We start from the raw sequence: 15,377 nt of genomic DNA on the forward strand, positions 1-15,377 counted from the left end.
GCGCTGGTGCCATTACACGAATGAGGGGGAATGGATCACTCCGGACCTGGGCACAGGGGGTGATTCCGCCGGCCGCCCCGCCCGTCGGCCAGGGGAACTCCGAGATCCGGCCGTCCGTTCGCCCCCTCGACGGACCATGACGGACCATGACGGACCAACGACGGGAGACAGCAGTGGCAGGCTTCCTGGACCGCGCGAAGGAGCAGGCGCAGCGCGGCCTCACGCAGGGCAAGCAGAAGCTGGACGACGTGCAGGCACAGCGAGCGGGCGGCGATCTCCTGAAGAGGCTCGGCTCCGCGTACTACGCGGAGCGGCGGGGCAGCGGCTCCCCCGAGGCGACCCGGCAGGCTCTCCAGGCGCTGGAGAGCCATATCGCCACCCACGGGGACGCTTTCCTCCGGCCCTGACCGGTTCCTCCTCCTCCGCTTCCGACCGGTTCCTCCCGGGCTGACCGGATCGGCTCGCACGCTGTGCGAACGAGTGGGTCCGGCGGCCCGGTCGGCTATAGAAGCTGCGGTACTAGACGGCCACGACAGGTGGCCGACGTACAGCGCGAAGGAGTCGGCCATGGCATCGCCCATGTCCGCGGGCAGTTTCCTGGACCGGATCAGGGAGGAAGGCGTCCATGTCGTCGAGGTCGGCGACTGGGAGCATCACAACCGCAATCACAAGGGCCCCTGGGGCCCGGTGCACGGGGTGATGATCCACCACACGGTGACCTCGGGCACCGAGCTCACGGTCGGGCTCTGCCGCGAGGGCCGCGAGGATCTGCCCGGACCGCTGTGCCACGGCGTCATCACCAAGGACGGCGTCCTCCACCTGGTCGGCTACGGCCGGGCCAACCACGCCGGTCTCGGCGACGACGACGTGCTGCGCGCGGTGATCGCCGAGAAGGCGCTGCCGCACGACAACGAGGCGAACACCGACGGCAACCGCCACTTCTACGGCTTCGAGTGCGAGAACCTCGGCAACGGCAAGGACCCGTGGCCCGAGGCCCAGCTGGACGCCATCGCCAGGGTCTCCGCCGCGATCTGCCGGTTCCACGGCTGGACGGAGCGCTCGGTCATCGGCCACCTGGAGTGGCAGCCGGGCAAGGTGGACCCGCGGGGATTCACGATGAGCTTCCTGCGGGGGCGCGTCCGCGAGCTGCTGAAGTGAGCTGAGGCATCGGGGACCGCCGGGGACGGCCGGTATCGCGGGCCCCCGCGTCCGGCCGCCCCCGGACAGGTGTCCGACAATGAGGGGGTGCCCAGCCCCGCCACCCCGGACAACGCCGCTCCCGACGCCTCGGACAGTGCCGCCAGAGCCGTCCCCGGGCCGCCCGGAGCCCCCGGGCCGCCCGGAGCCCAGGCCCCGGCCGGCCCGGCCGACCCGCTCGGGCTCCGGCCGCGCATACCGTCGCCGCTCCGGGAGATCGTGGACGCGCGGTTCGCGCGTCACGGCGTAGGGCTGGCGCTGAAGCGGGACGATCTGATCCACCCGCTGCTGATCGGCAACAAGTGGCGCAAGCTGACGCCGAACCTCGAAGCGGCGGCGGGCCGCACGCTGGTCACCTTCGGCGGGGCGTACTCGAACCATCTGCGCGCCACCGCCGCCGCGGGCCGCCTGCTGGGCCTGCCCACCCTCGGTGTGGTCCGCGGCCAGGAACTGGCCGACCGCCCCCTGAACCCGTCGCTCGCCCGCTGCGCGGCCGACGGCATGCGCCTCCACTTCGTCGACAGATCGACGTACCGCCACAAGACGGAGCCGCGAACGCTGGCCGGGATCCTGCGCGCGACGGACACCGAGGACGCGTACGTGGTGCCCGAGGGCGGCAGCAACGCACTCGCCGTACGCGGCTGCCGGGCCCTCGGCGAGGAGTTGCGCGGCCACGGCGGCATCGACGTGGCCGTCCTCGCCTGCGGCACCGGCGGCACCCTCGCGGGAATGGCCGCGGGTCTCGCCCCCGGCCAGCGCGCCCTCGGCATCCCCGTCCTGCGAGGCGGGTTCCTGGACGCCGGGACGACCGCCCTGCAGACAGCCGCGTTCGGCGCCCGGCGCGGCACCTGGTCCCTCGACGAACGCTTCCACTTCGGCGGCTACGCCCGCACCACTGACGAACTCGACGCCTTCGCCGAGGACTTCGAGCAGCGTCACGGGCTGCCCGTCGAACGTCTCTATGTCGCCAAGATGCTCTACGGACTTGTCGTCCTCGCCGAGGAGGGCGTGTTCCCGCGCGGCACGACGGTGGCGGCGGTGATCACGGGGGCACCGTTCCCCGCGGCCGAGAGCGGGCCTCAGGCCGCCTCCCGGTAGGCCGCCGCCTCCTCCAGGTCCAGCCGGCGCAGCAGCGTGCGCAGCATCTCGTCGTCGATGTAGCGGTGGTCGCGCAGCTTGACGAAGACATCGCGCTCGGTGCCGATCATCTCGCGGGACAGGCGGCGGTAGGTGTCGTCCGCGGTCTCGCCGGTGACCGGGTTGACCGCGCCGAGCCGCTCCCAGACCGCGTTGCGGCGCCGCTCCATGACCGTGCGCAGACGCTCCGCGAGCGGCGGGGGCAGGGCGTTGCGCTCGTCGGCGAGGAGTTCGTCGAGGCGCTCCTCCGCGGCACGGGAGGCCTGTGCCTGGGCGTTGGCCTCCGCGAGCGTCTCGGCCTGTGTGTCGCGTCCGGGCAGTTTCAGCAGCCGGATCAGCGGGGGCAGGGTCAGGCCCTGCACGACCAGGGTGCCGATGACGGTGGTGAAGGTCAGGAAGAGGATCAGGTTGCGATCGGGGAAGGCGCCGCCGCCGTGCACGGTGAGCGGGATGGAGAAGGCGACGGCGAGCGAGACGACTCCGCGCATACCGGCCCAGCCGATGATGAACGGCCCCTTCCAGGTGGGGTTGTCCTCGCGTTCGCGGATGCGCGCCGACAGGAGGCGGGGCAGGAACGTGGCGGGGAACACCCACACGAAGCGGGTCGCCACGACGACGAGGAAGAGGACGAGGGCGTACCAGGCGGCGCTCGTGCCCTCGTCGGCGCCGAGACCCTTCAGGACGACGGGCAGTTGGAGTCCGATCAGCGCGAACACCGCGGACTCCAGGACGAACGCGACCATCTTCCACACCGCCTCCTCTTGGAGCCGGGTCGCGAAGTCCACCTCCCAGGAGCGGTGTCCGAGGTAGAGCGCGACGACGACCACCGCGAGCACCCCGGAGGCGTTCAGCTGCTCGGCGATGCCGTAGGCGACGAAGGGGATCAGCAGGGAGAGGGTGTTCTGCAGGAGCGCTTCGTTCATGTGGGTGCGCAGCCAGTGGATGGGGATCATCAGGACGAGCCCGACGACCACCCCGCCGCCCGCCGCGAGCAGGAATTCACGGATGCCGCCCGCCCAGGTCGCGCCCTCGCCGACGGCCGCGGCGAGCGCCACCTTGTAGGCGGTGATCGCGGTCGCGTCGTTCACCAGCGACTCGCCCTGCAGGATCGTGGTGATCCGTGAGGGCAGCCCCACCCGGCGCGCCACGGCCGTGGCGGCCACCGCGTCCGGCGGGGCGACCACGGCGCCGAGCACCAGCGCCGCGGGCAGCGGCAGGCCCGGTACGAGCAGATAGGCGGCCCAGCCGACCACGAGGGTCGCGAAGAGGACGTACCCGACCGACAGCAGCGCGACGGGCCTCAAGTGGGCCCTCAGGTCAAGGTAGGAGCTGTCGGTTGCCGCCGTGTACAGCAGCGGGGGCAGCACCAGCGGGAGCACGATGTCGGGGTCGAGTTCGTACGCGGGCACCCCGGGGACGTACGAGACCATCAGGGCCACGGCGACGATCAGCAGAGGTGCCGGGACCGGGGTGCGGCGGGCGGCCCCGGCGACCGCCGCGCTCCCCGCGACCAGCAACAGCAGTGGCAGCACATCCATCGTCTTTTGCCCGCCCTCTTTTTTCGCGCGGCATCCCGCACGCCCGACGTAACCTGGCCATCATGAAACAGTGCACGCACGCCGAAGCGCTGCCGCAGCCCGAACCCGAGCCCGGGAGCGAGACCTGCCTGGAGTGCGTGGCCGCCGGCACCCACCCGGTGCAGCTTCGGCTGTGTCTGGAGTGCGGGCATCTCGCCTGTTGCGACTCCTCACCGCTGCGGCACGCCTCGGAGCACCACAAGGACACCGGACATCCGATCATGCGCACGTTCGAGCAGGGGGAGAACTGGCGTTGGTGTTTCGTGGACCACGTACTCGTCTGAGCCATGGACCACGTACTCGTCCGAGCCGTGGATCACGTACGCGCGTGACTCACGATCCGGACGGTTCGACCGTCTGACGTCTGGGTACGTCAACCCGGCGCGCGCTCTTCCTATTTGGGGCCGCAGACCTCTAGCCACTGTCCGTACTCATGGGCTTACTATGAGTGACAGCAAGGGGCGGGGTCCCCAGGACAGGAAAGTCCGGAGCGCGGTAGCGTCACCGCTGAACGACGTAGCGCGTTACCCCGGGGGGCGACCCTCGGCCCCCGAAAGAGCTCGAATGAGCTTGTACCACCATGGAGGTGAGGGTGTCCCAGATCGCAGGCGAGCCCGCGACGAAGGACTTCGTGGAAGTCCGGCTGCCGGCCGCGGGTGCCTACCTGTCGGTACTGCGCACGGCCACGGCCGGGCTGGCGGCCCGTTTGGACTTCACCCTCGACGAGATCGAGGATCTGCGCATCGCGGTGGACGAGGCCTGCGCGATCCTGCTGCAGCAGGCCGTCCCCGGTTCGGTGCTCAGCTGTGTCTTCCGGCTGATCGACGACTCACTGGAGGTCACGGTCTCGGCTCCGACCACCGACGGTCACGCTCCGTCACGTGACACCTTCGCGTGGACCGTCCTGTCGGCGCTCGCGGGCAAGGTCGAGTCCACCGTCGCCGAGGACAAGACCGTGACGATCAGCCTCTACAAACAGCGCGGCGCGGGACCCGGGCCGGCGTGAGGAACGGGGACGGGCCGGTGCGGGACGAAGAGCGCGGCACACGGGAGCCTCCCGCGGAGCGCGCCGACGGCCCGGACGGGCCGCGGCACACGGCGGACGGCATCGACGGCATCCCCGAACAGGCCCGGCCGCATCCGGAGATCGACGTCTCCTCGGCGGCAGCGGCGCAGCCGGAGGTCCTCCCCGGACGGGGGGGTTCTCCCGGCTGGAGCGCGGCCGAGGACACGGGGGAAGAGCCGCGAGCTCGGGGAATGGTGACGGGCGGGACTATGAGCGAGCACGAGCGAAACGCGGAGCAGAACGCGCAGGGCGCGCAGCACGAGCCGAGCGCCCAGCACATCCAGCACGGGCCCAGCGCCCAGCACGTCCGGCACGACCCGCAGGACCGCAGCGGGGCGCGGGCGATGTTCATCGAGCTGCGCAAACTGCAGGACGGCAGCACCGAGTACGCGGAGCTGCGCAACCAGCTGGTCCGCATGCACCTGCCGCTCGTCGAGCACCTCGCGCGCCGCTTCCGCAACCGCGGTGAGCCGCTGGACGACCTCACCCAGGTCGCGACCATCGGGCTGATCAAGTCCGTCGACCGGTTCGACCCGGAGCGCGGCGTCGAGTTCTCGACGTACGCGACCCCGACGGTGGTCGGCGAGATCAAGCGGCACTTCCGCGACAAGGGCTGGGCGGTGCGCGTCCCGCGGCGCCTCCAGGAGCTGCGGCTGGCGCTGACCACGGCGACCGCCGAACTCTCCCAGCTGCACGGCCGCTCCCCGACGGTCCACGAGCTGGCCGAGAAACTGGCCATCTCCGAGGAGGAGGTCCTGGAGGGCCTGGAGTCCGCCAACGCGTACTCCACGCTGTCGCTGGACGTCCCCGACACGGACGACGAGTCCCCGGCGGTCGCCGACACCCTGGGCGCCGAGGACGAGGCGCTGGAGGGCGTCGAGTACCGGGAGTCGCTGAAACCGCTCCTTGAGGACCTGCCGCCGCGGGAGAAGCGGATCCTACTGCTCCGCTTCTTCGGCAACATGACGCAGTCGCAGATCGCGCAGGAGGTCGGCATCTCGCAGATGCACGTCTCGCGACTGCTGGCCCGCACGCTCGCCCAGTTGCGGGAGAAGCTCCTCGTCGAGGAGTGAGACCGCGAAATGGGCCCGCGGAGTGCGCCCGAGAAAAGGGCCCGAGGAGTGAGTCGAGGACTGAGCCTGGGGCGGGAGCCCGAGGCGTGAACCCCGACTACTTCTCCTCGCGTACGTCACCGCCGGGCCCTCGGATTCCGAGGGCCCGTGTCGTCGCCGGGTTCACCAGCAGCACCAGGGCCGCCACCGCGACGGCCGCGAGGGCGATGCCGACGGGGATCGCGACGCTGTCGGCCTGGAGCAGGGTGTAGGCCACGGGCAGCGCCAGGATCTGGGTGATGAGGGCCGGCCCCCGGCTCCAGCTGCGGCGCAGCAGCAGTCCCCGCGCGGCCAGCAGCGGCAGCAGGGCGAGCACGATCAGCGTCACGCCTCCGGTGACGGCCTGCTGCCGGCTGTCGGGGTCGCCCGTGAGACCGAGCACGAGGACGCACACGCCGCCCGCCACCAGGGCGGCCCCTTCCAGCGCGGCCAGCGCCGCCGCGGCTGTCAGCCGCCCGGGACGGGGGTCGAGGAGGGGGGCGTCGGGGGTGGGATTCTGCTCACGGCTCACCCCCGAAGAGTAGCCGTCGGCCCCGGACCGCGGAGCGCCCCGGGGCCGGACACCGCTCGGCTCCGGGGCTCGCACCGGTCCGTCGCCGCACCCCCGGCGCACCCCTGCACTCTTACTGGATCCCTACCTCGGTCTGGGACGAGTACCACCCAGTAGGTACGCTGCATCGCATGCGTGCACTTCTCGTGGTCAATCCGGCAGCAACCACCACAAGTGCGCGCACGCGCGACGTCTTGATCCACGCATTGGCCAGTGAGATGAAACTGGAAGTGGTCACCACCGAGTACCGCGGCCATGCCCGGGACCTCGGCCGGCAGGCCGCGGACAGCGACGACATAGACCTGGTCGTGGCCCTCGGCGGGGACGGCACGGTCAACGAGGTCGTGAACGGTCTTCTGCACCGGGGCCCCGACCCGCAGCGCCTCCCCCGCCTCGCCGTGGTCCCCGGCGGCTCCACCAATGTCTTCGCCCGTGCCCTCGGCCTGCCGAACGACGCCGTGGAGGCGACCGGCGCCCTGCTGGACGCGCTGCGCGAGGAGCGCGAGCGCACGGTCGGCCTCGGTCTGGCCGCCGGGACTCCGGGCACCGAGGACGAGTCCGTGCCCTCCCGCTGGTTCACCTTCTGCGCCGGCCTCGGCTTCGACGCGGGGGTGGTGGGCCGGGTCGAACAGCAGCGCGAGCTCGGCCGGCGCTCCACTCATGCGCTGTATCTCCGCCAAGTGGCACGCCAGTTTTGGGACGAACCTCATCGCCGGCACGGAATGATCACCCTGGAGCGCCCCGGCGCGGCCCCGGTCACCGATCTGGTCCTGTCCATCATCTGCAACACCTCGCCGTGGACGTTTCTCGGCAATCGTCCGGTGTACGCGACACCTAAGGCCTCGTTCGATACCGGACTCGACGTACTCGCCCTCAGCCGCATGTCGACGGCCTCGGCCGCCCGGTATGCCACTCAGTTGCTCACTTCGTCCCCCGAGCGTGGACCCCAGGGCAAGCACGCCGTCACTCTGCATGACCTGACGGACTTCACCTTGCATTCGAAGGTTCCACTGCCCCTTCAGATGGACGGCGACCATCTGGGACTGCGTACAAGCGTGACGTTCACAGGCGTACGCCGTGCACTGCGTGTGATTGTGTGAGCGGAAGGGGCCAAACTCCTTTCACTCGAACGTTTAGACCAGGGTCCACCCCATGGAAGTACGGCTGTGACTCAGCCGACACCGAGGAATCAAAAAAAACTTTCCTGAAGGGGTTGTATCCGCCGCTGAGGTTTGCGAGTCTCTACGTGGCGCTCGGGACGGCCCGCACCATCGGCCCCCAGAGCACCGGAACCCCTCCTCAAATCACAGGACCACACCAGTCCGTCTGGCTGTCGGCCCTTCACTTGTTGAGGGATTCGTGAAAGCGTTCACATTCACAAGCAACGTGCATGTAATACCAAGGAGAGGTAGCAGCCATGGACTGGCGTCACAACGCCGTTTGCCGCGAGGAAGACCCCGAGCTCTTCTTCCCCATCGGCAACACCGGTCCTGCGCTGCTGCAGATCGAGGAAGCCAAGGCCGTCTGCCGCCGCTGCCCCGTCATGGAGCAGTGCCTGCAGTGGGCGCTCGAGTCCGGCCAGGACTCCGGCGTCTGGGGTGGCCTCAGCGAGGACGAGCGCCGCGCAATGAAGCGCCGTGCTGCCCGCAACCGAGCTCGTCAGGCCACCGCCTGACGTTCCACCCCGCACGAGCCTGAGCTTGGCGGCGCGTACAGCGAGTACGCAACTCCCGCCCCCGAGCCGCAGCGCGCAGTACCCCGATGCGCTTAAATGCAACGAGCTTTCAGCCCCGGACCACCTGGTGGTCCGGGGCTCATTGCTGTTCACGCCCAGGGCCGGTCACAATGAGTGACGGGCCCCCGTGGCGCCGATTTCCCCTGTCCACAGGCCACTTGTGCCCATGGCTGTCCCGTGGCCGCAGGCGTCTCGTCGCGCGGCCCGGCTACTTCGGCACGATCACCGGGATGTCCAGGAGCACCTGTGTGCCGCGCCCCGGAGCGGCCACCATGTCGAAGGTGCCGCCCAACTCGCCCTCCACCAGCGTCCGTACGATCTGCAGGCCGAGGTTGCCCGAGCGGTGCGGGTCGAAGCCCTCGGGCAGTCCGACCCCGTCGTCCGTCACGGTGACCAGCAGCCGGGCGTCCTTGGAGGTACCGCCGCGCACGGCGGAGACCTCCACGGCCCCCCGGTCGCCCTCGCGGAAGCCGTGCTCCAGCGCGTTCTGCAGGATCTCGGTGAGGACCATCGAGAGCGGGGTCGCGACCTCGGCGTCCAGGATGCCGAAGCGTCCGGTGCGCCGGCCGGTGACCTTTCCGGGCGAGATCTCGGCGACCATGGCGAGCACCCTGTCGGCGATCTCGTCGAACTCGACCCGCTCGTCCAGGTTCTGGGAGAGCGTCTCGTGCACGATCGCGATGGAACCGACCCGGCGCACGGCCTCCTCCAGAGCCTCCCGGCCGCGTTCGGAGTCGATACGGCGGGCCTGCAGCCGCAGCAGGGCCGCCACCGTCTGGAGGTTGTTCTTCACCCGGTGATGGATCTCCCGGATGGTGGCGTCCTTCGTGATCAATTCGCGCTCACGGCGGCGCAGTTCGGTGACATCGCGGAGCAGGACCAGGGAACCGACACGGGTGCCCTTGGGCTTGAGCGGGATCGCCCGCAGCTGGATCACGCCCTCGGCGCTCTCGATCTCGAACTCGCGGGGCGCCCAGCCGCTGGCGACCTTGGACAGCGCCTCGTCCACCGGGCCCCGGGACGGGGCGAGTTCGGCGGTCGTGGAACCGAGGTTGCAGCCCACCAGGTCGGCGGCCAGGCCGAGGCGGTGGTACGCGGAGAGCGCGTTCGGTGAGGCGTACTGGACGACGCCGTCCGCGTCGAGGCGGATCAGTCCGTCGCCGACCCTCGGCGAGGCGTCCATGTCGACCTGCTGGTCGGGGAACGGGAAGGTGCCCGCCGCGATCATCTGAGCGAGGTCGGAGGCGCTCTGCAGATACGTCAGTTCGAGGCGGCTCGGGGTGCGCACGGTGAGCAGGTTGGTGTTGCGGGCGATCACACCGAGGACGCGGCCCTCGCGTCGTACGGGAATGGACTCGACCCGGACCGGCACCTCCTCGCGCCATTCGGGATCGCCTTCGCGCACGATCCGGCCCTCGTCGAGCGCCGCGTCCAGCAGGGGGCGGCGGCCGCGCGGGACCAGATGGCCGACCATGTCGTCCTGGTACGAGGTGGGCCCCGTGTTGGGGCGCATCTGGGCGACCGAGACGTAGCGGGTGCCGTCGCGCGTGGGAACCCACAGGACGAGATCGGCGAAGGAGAGGTCGGAGAGCAACTGCCACTCCGAGACCAGCAGATGCAGCCACTCGAGATCGGAGTCACCGAGAGCGGTGTGCTGGCGTACGAGGTCGTTCATGGAGGGCACGAGTGCGAGCGTACCCGGCGGATCCGACAGGTCCCGAAATCGGCCACCCGCGCGGGGCTCCCAGCGGCATCCCAGGGGCGTCACAGGGCCCCGGAAACACCCGCGGGCCGCGGCGCCTGGGAGGGACCCTCGACCCTCCCGGCACCGCAGCCCGGAGCAACAACGGCCGTGGGGTGTGCGGTCCCGGTCGGCCGAAGAGAGGAGCCGGAGCAGTCAGGGCAGAGAGCGCCGGTTCCTCGGTCCGTCTTCCTGTGCGGGGAAGACGGAGGCTCGTTCAGTTTCTCAAAGCAATTGTGGACTAGACCATGGTCCTGCGTCCATGTGTCCGCAGCCCGTACGCCCGCCGATGTTCTTTGTTGTCCGCTTATCCAACACCAGGAGCGCCCGTCAGACTATCCCGCTTCGGTTCATGAACGGGAGGGGTTGCCGGATGAACGGGGCCGAGCGGCTCCGGGCGGCGGCCCCGGGATACGGCGCGTTCCGGGGCGACGCAAGGGTGACGCTCTGCTAGATTGGTCTATACCACATGTGTCCCCCTTCGGATTCGGTTGAGTTCCTGAGTCCCCTCTCCAGATCGGCAGGCCCAGCGTGGAAGTTGTCATCGTCCCGGACGCCAAGGCGGGCGGCGAGCTGATCGCCGAGGCCATGGCCGAACTGCTCAGGCGCAAGCCCGACGCACTGCTCGGCGTGGCCACCGGCTCGACGCCGCTGCCCATCTACGCGGCGCTGGCTGCCCGAGTGGGTTCCGGTGCCGTGGACGCCTCGGGCGCGCGCGTCGCGCAGCTCGACGAGTACGTGGGGCTGCCGGCCGAGCACCCCGAGTCCTACCGTTCCGTGCTGCGGCGCGAGGTGCTGGAGCCGCTGGGCCTCGGCATGGACGCGTTCATGGGGCCGGACGGCACCGCGGCTGACGTCCAGACCGCGTGCGAGGCGTACGACAAGGCACTGGCCGCGGCCGGCGGGGTCGACCTCCAGCTGCTGGGGATCGGGACGGACGGGCACATCGGCTTCAACGAGCCGTGCTCCTCGCTCGCCTCGCGGACCCGGATCAAGACGCTGACCGAGCAGACCCGGGTGGACAACGCGCGGTTCTTCGACGGCGACATCGAACAGGTGCCGCACCACGTCATCACGCAGGGCATCGGCACGATCCTGGAGGCACGGCACCTGGTGCTGCTCGCGACCGGCGAGGGCAAGGCGGACGCCGTGGCGGCGACGGTCGAGGGGCCGGTCGCGGCGGTCTGCCCGGCGTCGGCGCTGCAGCTGCACCCGCACGCGACGGTGGTCGTCGACGACGCCGCCGCGTCCAAGCTGAAGCTCGCGGACTACTTCCGGCACACGTTCGCCGCCAAGCCGGACTGGCAGGGCATCTAGAAACCGGGGTCGCGGCCACCGCGCGGGCCGAACGGAACAGACAGGTGCCGGGCCTCCCGAGGGAGGCCCGGCACCTGTCTGTTCCGTTCGGCCCGGGGGCCGGTCGGCTACTCCCCCGCGATGACCTCCGCCGCCGCCCGACCGCAGACCCGCGCCGCGCCGTGGGTGGCGACGTGCAGGGCGCCCCGGGGCACCGACTGCGGGACGCCCATCTCGACCACGACGGTGTCGGGGCGGGAGGCGAGCAGGGTGTCGAGGGCGGTCGCCATCCAGGGGTGCCGGTGTTCGTCGCGGACGACGGCCACCAGGGGCCTCGCCCCCGCGGCGGCGAGGGCCGAGGAGCCCGCGTCCTCGCCGGTGAAGCTGCCGGTCTCGGTGCCGGGAAGCAGCCGCGCCAGCTCCGCGGCCACGCCCCAGGGGGTCTCGTCACCGACGGCAATGTTCGCGACCGGGGTGAGCGCGGCGACGTAGGGGGCCTCGGTGAGCGGGGTGTACGACGCGGAGCGGGTCACGGTCAGCGCGCGCCGGGCGGCCACCAGGCCCACGTCGACGGCTTCGCCGGTACCGCCGGTGCGGTCCGGAGCGCCCGTGCGGTCCGATGCACCCGTACCGCACGTACCGTCGGTGCCGCCCGTACCGCCCGAGCTGCTTGCACCGTCCGAGCTGTCCGAGCTGTCCGTACCGCCTGTACCGCCAGTACCGTTGAGCCCGCCCGTACCTGCTGTACCGCCCGTAGCATTCACGCCACCCGTACCGCTCGTACCGTCCGTACCGCCAAGGCCGTTCGAATCGTTCGAGCCGTTCAAGCCATTTGTGTGCTGCGTGCCGGAGCCGATGACGCTCCCACCCGTGACCACGGCCGCCGAGCCGGAGCCGGCCTGGGATGCCTTCGGGGTCGCGGCGGCCGCGGCCGTCCACTCGGCCAGCGCGCGCACCCGGTTCGCCGCGTCCGCGAGGCGTTCCTCGGGGAGCTCGCCGGCTCGGACGGCGGAGACCAGGGCGTCGCGGAGGCGGCGCACGGTGTCGTCGTCCGCCAGTCCGCCGCCGACGCAGATCGCGTCCGCGCCGGCCGCGATGGCGAGCACGCTGCCCCGCTCGATGCCGTACGTCGCCGCGATGGCCTGCATCTCCATGCCGTCGGTGACGATCAGGCCGTCGTAGCCGAGTTCCTCGCGCAGCAGCCCGGTGAGGATGCGCCGGGAGAGGGTGGCCGGGCGGTCCGGGTCCAGGGCCGGGACGAGGATGTGCGCGCTCATCACGGCACGGCTGCCCGCGGCGATCGCGGCCCGGAAGGGGACGAGTTCGCGGGACTGGAGGACCGACAGGTCCGCGTCGATGCGGGGCAGGGCGTGGTGGGAGTCGACCGCGGTGTCCCCGTGGCCCGGGAAGTGCTTGGTGCAGGCCGCGACGCCGGCGGCCTGGAGGCCGGTGACGTAGGCGGCCGTGTGCCGGGCGACCAGGTCGGTGTCGGCACCGAAGGAACGTACGCCGATGACCGGGTTGGCGGGGTTGGAGTTCACGTCGGCGGACGGCGCCCAGTTGAGGTTCACTCCGCACGCGGCCAGCCGACGGCCGAGTTCGAGGGCGACGGCCTCGGTGAGCGCCACGTCGTCGACGGCGCCCAGCGCGTGGTTGCCCGGGAAGGACGACCCGGTGCGCACCTCCAGGCGGGTGACGTCGCCGCCCTCCTCGTCGATGGCGACCAGGACGTCGTCGCGTTCGACGCGCAACTGGGCGGTCAGGGCGGCCAGCTGATCGGGTGAGGCGATATTGCGGCCGAACAGGCCGACGGAGGCGAGCCCTTCACCGAGGCGGCGCAGCAGCCAGTCCGGAGCCGTGGTCCCGGTGAAGCCGGGCTGGAGCACGGTCAGGGCGTCGCGCGTCAGGCCGTCCTTTGAATTGGACGCAGTGGTACCACTGGCGAATGTCGTCATCGGGAGGCGTTATCCCTTCACGGCGCCCGCGGTCAGACCCGCGGCCATCTTGCGCTGGACGAGGAGGAACAGGACGACGATCGGCACGGCCATCATGGTGGATCCGGCCATCATCGGGGCGTACTCGGTGCCGTGCTTGGTGGTGAAGTTGCCGAGCCAGACGGTGGCGGTCTGATTCTGCTGGCTCAGCAGCATGAGGGCGTAGAGATATTCGTTCCACGCCTGGATGAAGGCGTAGACGGACGTCGCGACCATGCCGGGGGCCAGCAGCGGGAAGACCACGCGGATGAAGGCGCCCGTGCGGCTGCATCCGTCGACCATCGCCGCCTCCTCCAGCTCCTTCGGGATGTTGACGATGAAGCCGCGCAGCGTCCACACCGTGAAGGGGAGGATGAAGGTCAGATACGTGATGATCAGACCGGAGAGCTTGTCGTACTGCCCGAGGTCGTTCAGCAGCAGGAAGATCGGGATGATCATGGCGACCAGCGGGACCATCTGGACCGCGAGGATGCCGACGATCACCACCTTGCGGCCGCGGAAGGCGAAGCGGGAGATGGCCAGCGCGGCCAGCATCCCCACCACGATGCCGATCACGACCACCGAGAGCGACACGATCAGGCTGCGGCCGACCGGGCCCCAGAAGTCGGCGATATTCAGCGCGCGGCGGAAGTTGTCGAGCGTGAACCCCGTGGGGAACAGGCTCGGATCGGGGTCGATGGCGTCCTTGGCCGGCTTGATGGCCGTGTTGAGCATCCAGTAGACCGGGAAGCCCGCGACGACGAAGACGAGCAGGCCGAGGACGTTCCAGCCGAGCTTGGACTTGCGGGGCCGCCGGGTGTTCCCCGAGCCGCCCATGTTCGCGACGGCGTCCGTGATGGTCATTCGACCTCTCCGATCTGCAGCATCTGACGCATGTACACGGCGACCACGCCGAGAAGCAGCAGCACGGTCAGCACGGCGATCGCCGACCCCTGCGAGTAGTCGTTGACGACGAAGGCGCGGTCGTACGAGTACGTGGTGAGCAGTTGGAACTCCGCCTCGGGGTGGCCGCCCCGCATGACGAAGACCTGCGGGAAGACGCCCATGTCCCAGATGACGGAGAGGGTCGTGAGCATCACGATGATCGGCTTGAGGATCGGCAGCGTGACATGGCGGAAGACGCCCCAGGCGCCCGCGCCGTCGAGCCGTGCGGCCTCCTCCAGCTCGGCGGGCACCTGGGTGAGCCCCGCGCTGAGCGTGATGACGACGAACGGCACCGCGCCCCAGACGACCAGGAGCATGATCACGCTCAGGCCCTGGGGGCCGCTCGCGAACCAGTTGTGGCCGATCATGTCGACACCGGGAAGCTTGCTGAGCAGCGCGTTGAAGACGCCGTAGTCGGAGTCGAAGAGCCACTTGAAGACCGTGGTGGCCACGATGATGGGCATGCCCCAGCTGGCCACCAGCACGATGTTGACGAGGGTCTTCACCCAGCCGGAGACCCGCTGCAGGAGCAGCGCGATCAGCATGCCGACGACCATCGTGAAGACGACGGCCCCGCCGGCGAACAGGACGGTCCGGACGACCACCGCCCAGAACTCGCCGTCCGAGAGCACATGGGCGAAGTTGTCGAAGCCGACCGACTCGGCCGGCTGGAAGCCCCAGAGCTGGGACTGCCCGAACTTCTGGAAGGAGAGCGTGACCAGGCGCACCAGCGGGTAGCCGAGGACCAGCGCGAGGATCAGCAGGCACGGGGCGAGCAGGACCCAGGGGGCCGCCGCCGCACCCGAGGTCCGCCTGGTGCGTGGCACCTCGGCGACGGCCGGTGGCGGTGCCTGCCGCGGCGGCGGCACCTTGGCGGGGGTGGTCGTGTCTGCGGCACTCATCGCGCGCTCCTCAGCGGTCCCTCATGTCGTACGAAGGCAAAGTCCCGCACGGCCGGGCGCTGCGGGGGCGAGCCCCTGGCCGGGCCGTGCGGGAGGCAGGACCCCGTCCCTCCGTGAAGGAGGACCGACGGGGCCCTGCTCTCAGG

Annotated in this window: 15 protein-coding genes; 9 read left to right on the forward strand and 6 right to left on the reverse strand. The window is 70.5% G+C overall.

Annotated elements, in window-relative coordinates:
• The first annotated feature begins 173 nt into the window (after positions 1 to 173).
• From ACFYW8_RS14110 to ACFYW8_RS14120, 3 genes are all read left to right on the forward strand, one after another.
• Positions 174 to 407 carry a hypothetical protein gene (locus ACFYW8_RS14110; RefSeq protein ID WP_365875901.1) on the forward strand — a complete coding sequence of 78 codons (234 nt, stop codon included), beginning with the start codon at positions 174 to 176 and terminating at the stop codon, positions 405 to 407.
• Positions 408 to 567: 160 nt separating this feature from the next.
• Positions 568 to 1,158, forward strand: a complete 591-nt coding sequence (locus ACFYW8_RS14115; RefSeq protein ID WP_365875759.1) for an N-acetylmuramoyl-L-alanine amidase — start codon at positions 568 to 570, stop codon at positions 1,156 to 1,158.
• Positions 1,159 to 1,392: 234 nt separating this feature from the next.
• Complete coding sequence (locus ACFYW8_RS14120) at positions 1,393 to 2,295, forward strand: 1-aminocyclopropane-1-carboxylate deaminase/D-cysteine desulfhydrase (RefSeq protein ID WP_389073967.1); 903 nt, start codon at positions 1,393 to 1,395, stop codon at positions 2,293 to 2,295.
• Here the strand turns inward: ACFYW8_RS14120 and ACFYW8_RS14125 are convergent.
• Positions 2,277 to 3,872 (reverse strand): Na+/H+ antiporter, encoded by a 1,596-nt coding sequence (locus ACFYW8_RS14125; protein WP_389072850.1) that lies wholly within the window; start codon positions 3,870 to 3,872, stop codon positions 2,277 to 2,279. The two genes, ACFYW8_RS14120 and ACFYW8_RS14125, sit on opposite strands and share 19 nt — an antisense overlap.
• A gap of 62 nt (positions 3,873 to 3,934) precedes the next feature.
• Between ACFYW8_RS14125 and ACFYW8_RS14130 the strand changes: the two genes are divergently transcribed.
• From ACFYW8_RS14130 to ACFYW8_RS14140, 3 genes are all read left to right on the forward strand, one after another.
• The gene (locus ACFYW8_RS14130) at positions 3,935 to 4,195 is read left to right on the forward strand and encodes a UBP-type zinc finger domain-containing protein (RefSeq protein ID WP_389072855.1); all 261 of its coding nucleotides are present in this window, start codon (positions 3,935 to 3,937) and stop codon (positions 4,193 to 4,195) included.
• 308 nt (positions 4,196 to 4,503) lie between these two features.
• On the forward strand, positions 4,504 to 4,917 hold the full coding sequence (locus tag ACFYW8_RS14135; RefSeq protein ID WP_261707968.1) for an anti-sigma regulatory factor: 414 nt from the start codon (positions 4,504 to 4,506) through the stop codon (positions 4,915 to 4,917).
• 17 nt (positions 4,918 to 4,934) lie between these two features.
• Positions 4,935 to 6,050: an RNA polymerase sigma factor SigF gene (locus ACFYW8_RS14140; protein ID WP_389072861.1), complete on the forward strand. Its 1,116-nt coding sequence runs from the start codon at positions 4,935 to 4,937 to the stop codon at positions 6,048 to 6,050.
• 97 nt (positions 6,051 to 6,147) lie between these two features.
• Here the strand turns inward: ACFYW8_RS14140 and ACFYW8_RS14145 are convergent, their stop codons facing one another.
• The gene (locus ACFYW8_RS14145; protein ID WP_365875767.1) at positions 6,148 to 6,600 is read right to left on the reverse strand and encodes a hypothetical protein; all 453 of its coding nucleotides are present in this window, start codon (positions 6,598 to 6,600) and stop codon (positions 6,148 to 6,150) included.
• A gap of 170 nt (positions 6,601 to 6,770) precedes the next feature.
• Between ACFYW8_RS14145 and ACFYW8_RS14150 the strand changes: the two genes are divergently transcribed.
• On the forward strand, positions 6,771 to 7,739 hold the full coding sequence (locus ACFYW8_RS14150) for a diacylglycerol kinase family protein (RefSeq protein ID WP_365875769.1): 969 nt from the start codon (positions 6,771 to 6,773) through the stop codon (positions 7,737 to 7,739).
• Positions 7,740 to 8,056: 317 nt separating this feature from the next.
• Positions 8,057 to 8,314: a WhiB family transcriptional regulator gene (locus ACFYW8_RS14155; RefSeq protein ID WP_006380970.1), complete on the forward strand. Its 258-nt coding sequence runs from the start codon at positions 8,057 to 8,059 to the stop codon at positions 8,312 to 8,314.
• A gap of 268 nt (positions 8,315 to 8,582) precedes the next feature.
• Here the strand turns inward: ACFYW8_RS14155 and ACFYW8_RS14160 are convergent, their stop codons facing one another.
• Positions 8,583 to 10,058, reverse strand: coding sequence for a PAS domain-containing sensor histidine kinase (locus ACFYW8_RS14160; protein WP_389072871.1), 1,476 nt, complete (start codon positions 10,056 to 10,058; stop codon positions 8,583 to 8,585).
• Between the two features lie 588 nt (positions 10,059 to 10,646).
• On the opposite strand from ACFYW8_RS14160, the gene nagB reads away from it, so the two are divergent.
• On the forward strand, positions 10,647 to 11,432 hold the full coding sequence (gene nagB, locus ACFYW8_RS14165) for a glucosamine-6-phosphate deaminase (protein ID WP_389072876.1): 786 nt from the start codon (positions 10,647 to 10,649) through the stop codon (positions 11,430 to 11,432).
• A gap of 107 nt (positions 11,433 to 11,539) precedes the next feature.
• Here the strand turns inward: nagB and ACFYW8_RS14170 are convergent, their stop codons facing one another.
• Genes ACFYW8_RS14170 through ACFYW8_RS14180 form a run of 3 tightly spaced genes read right to left on the reverse strand, consistent with a single transcriptional unit; the run spans position 11,540 to position 15,231 of the window.
• Positions 11,540 to 13,366 (reverse strand): glycoside hydrolase family 3 protein, encoded by a 1,827-nt coding sequence (locus ACFYW8_RS14170; RefSeq protein WP_389072878.1) that lies wholly within the window; start codon positions 13,364 to 13,366, stop codon positions 11,540 to 11,542.
• A 9-nt stretch (positions 13,367 to 13,375) separates the two neighbouring features.
• Positions 13,376 to 14,248 carry a carbohydrate ABC transporter permease gene (locus ACFYW8_RS14175; protein ID WP_365875778.1) on the reverse strand — a complete coding sequence of 291 codons (873 nt, stop codon included), beginning with the start codon at positions 14,246 to 14,248 and terminating at the stop codon, positions 13,376 to 13,378.
• Positions 14,245 to 15,231: a sugar ABC transporter permease gene (locus tag ACFYW8_RS14180; RefSeq protein ID WP_365875780.1), complete on the reverse strand. Its 987-nt coding sequence runs from the start codon at positions 15,229 to 15,231 to the stop codon at positions 14,245 to 14,247. The genes ACFYW8_RS14175 and ACFYW8_RS14180 overlap by 4 nt, the downstream gene beginning before the upstream one ends.
• Positions 15,232 to 15,377: the final 146 nt, after the last annotated feature.

This window comes from Streptomyces sp. NPDC002742, from assembly GCF_042888885.1.
Lineage (GTDB): Bacteria > Actinomycetota > Actinomycetes > Streptomycetales > Streptomycetaceae > Streptomyces.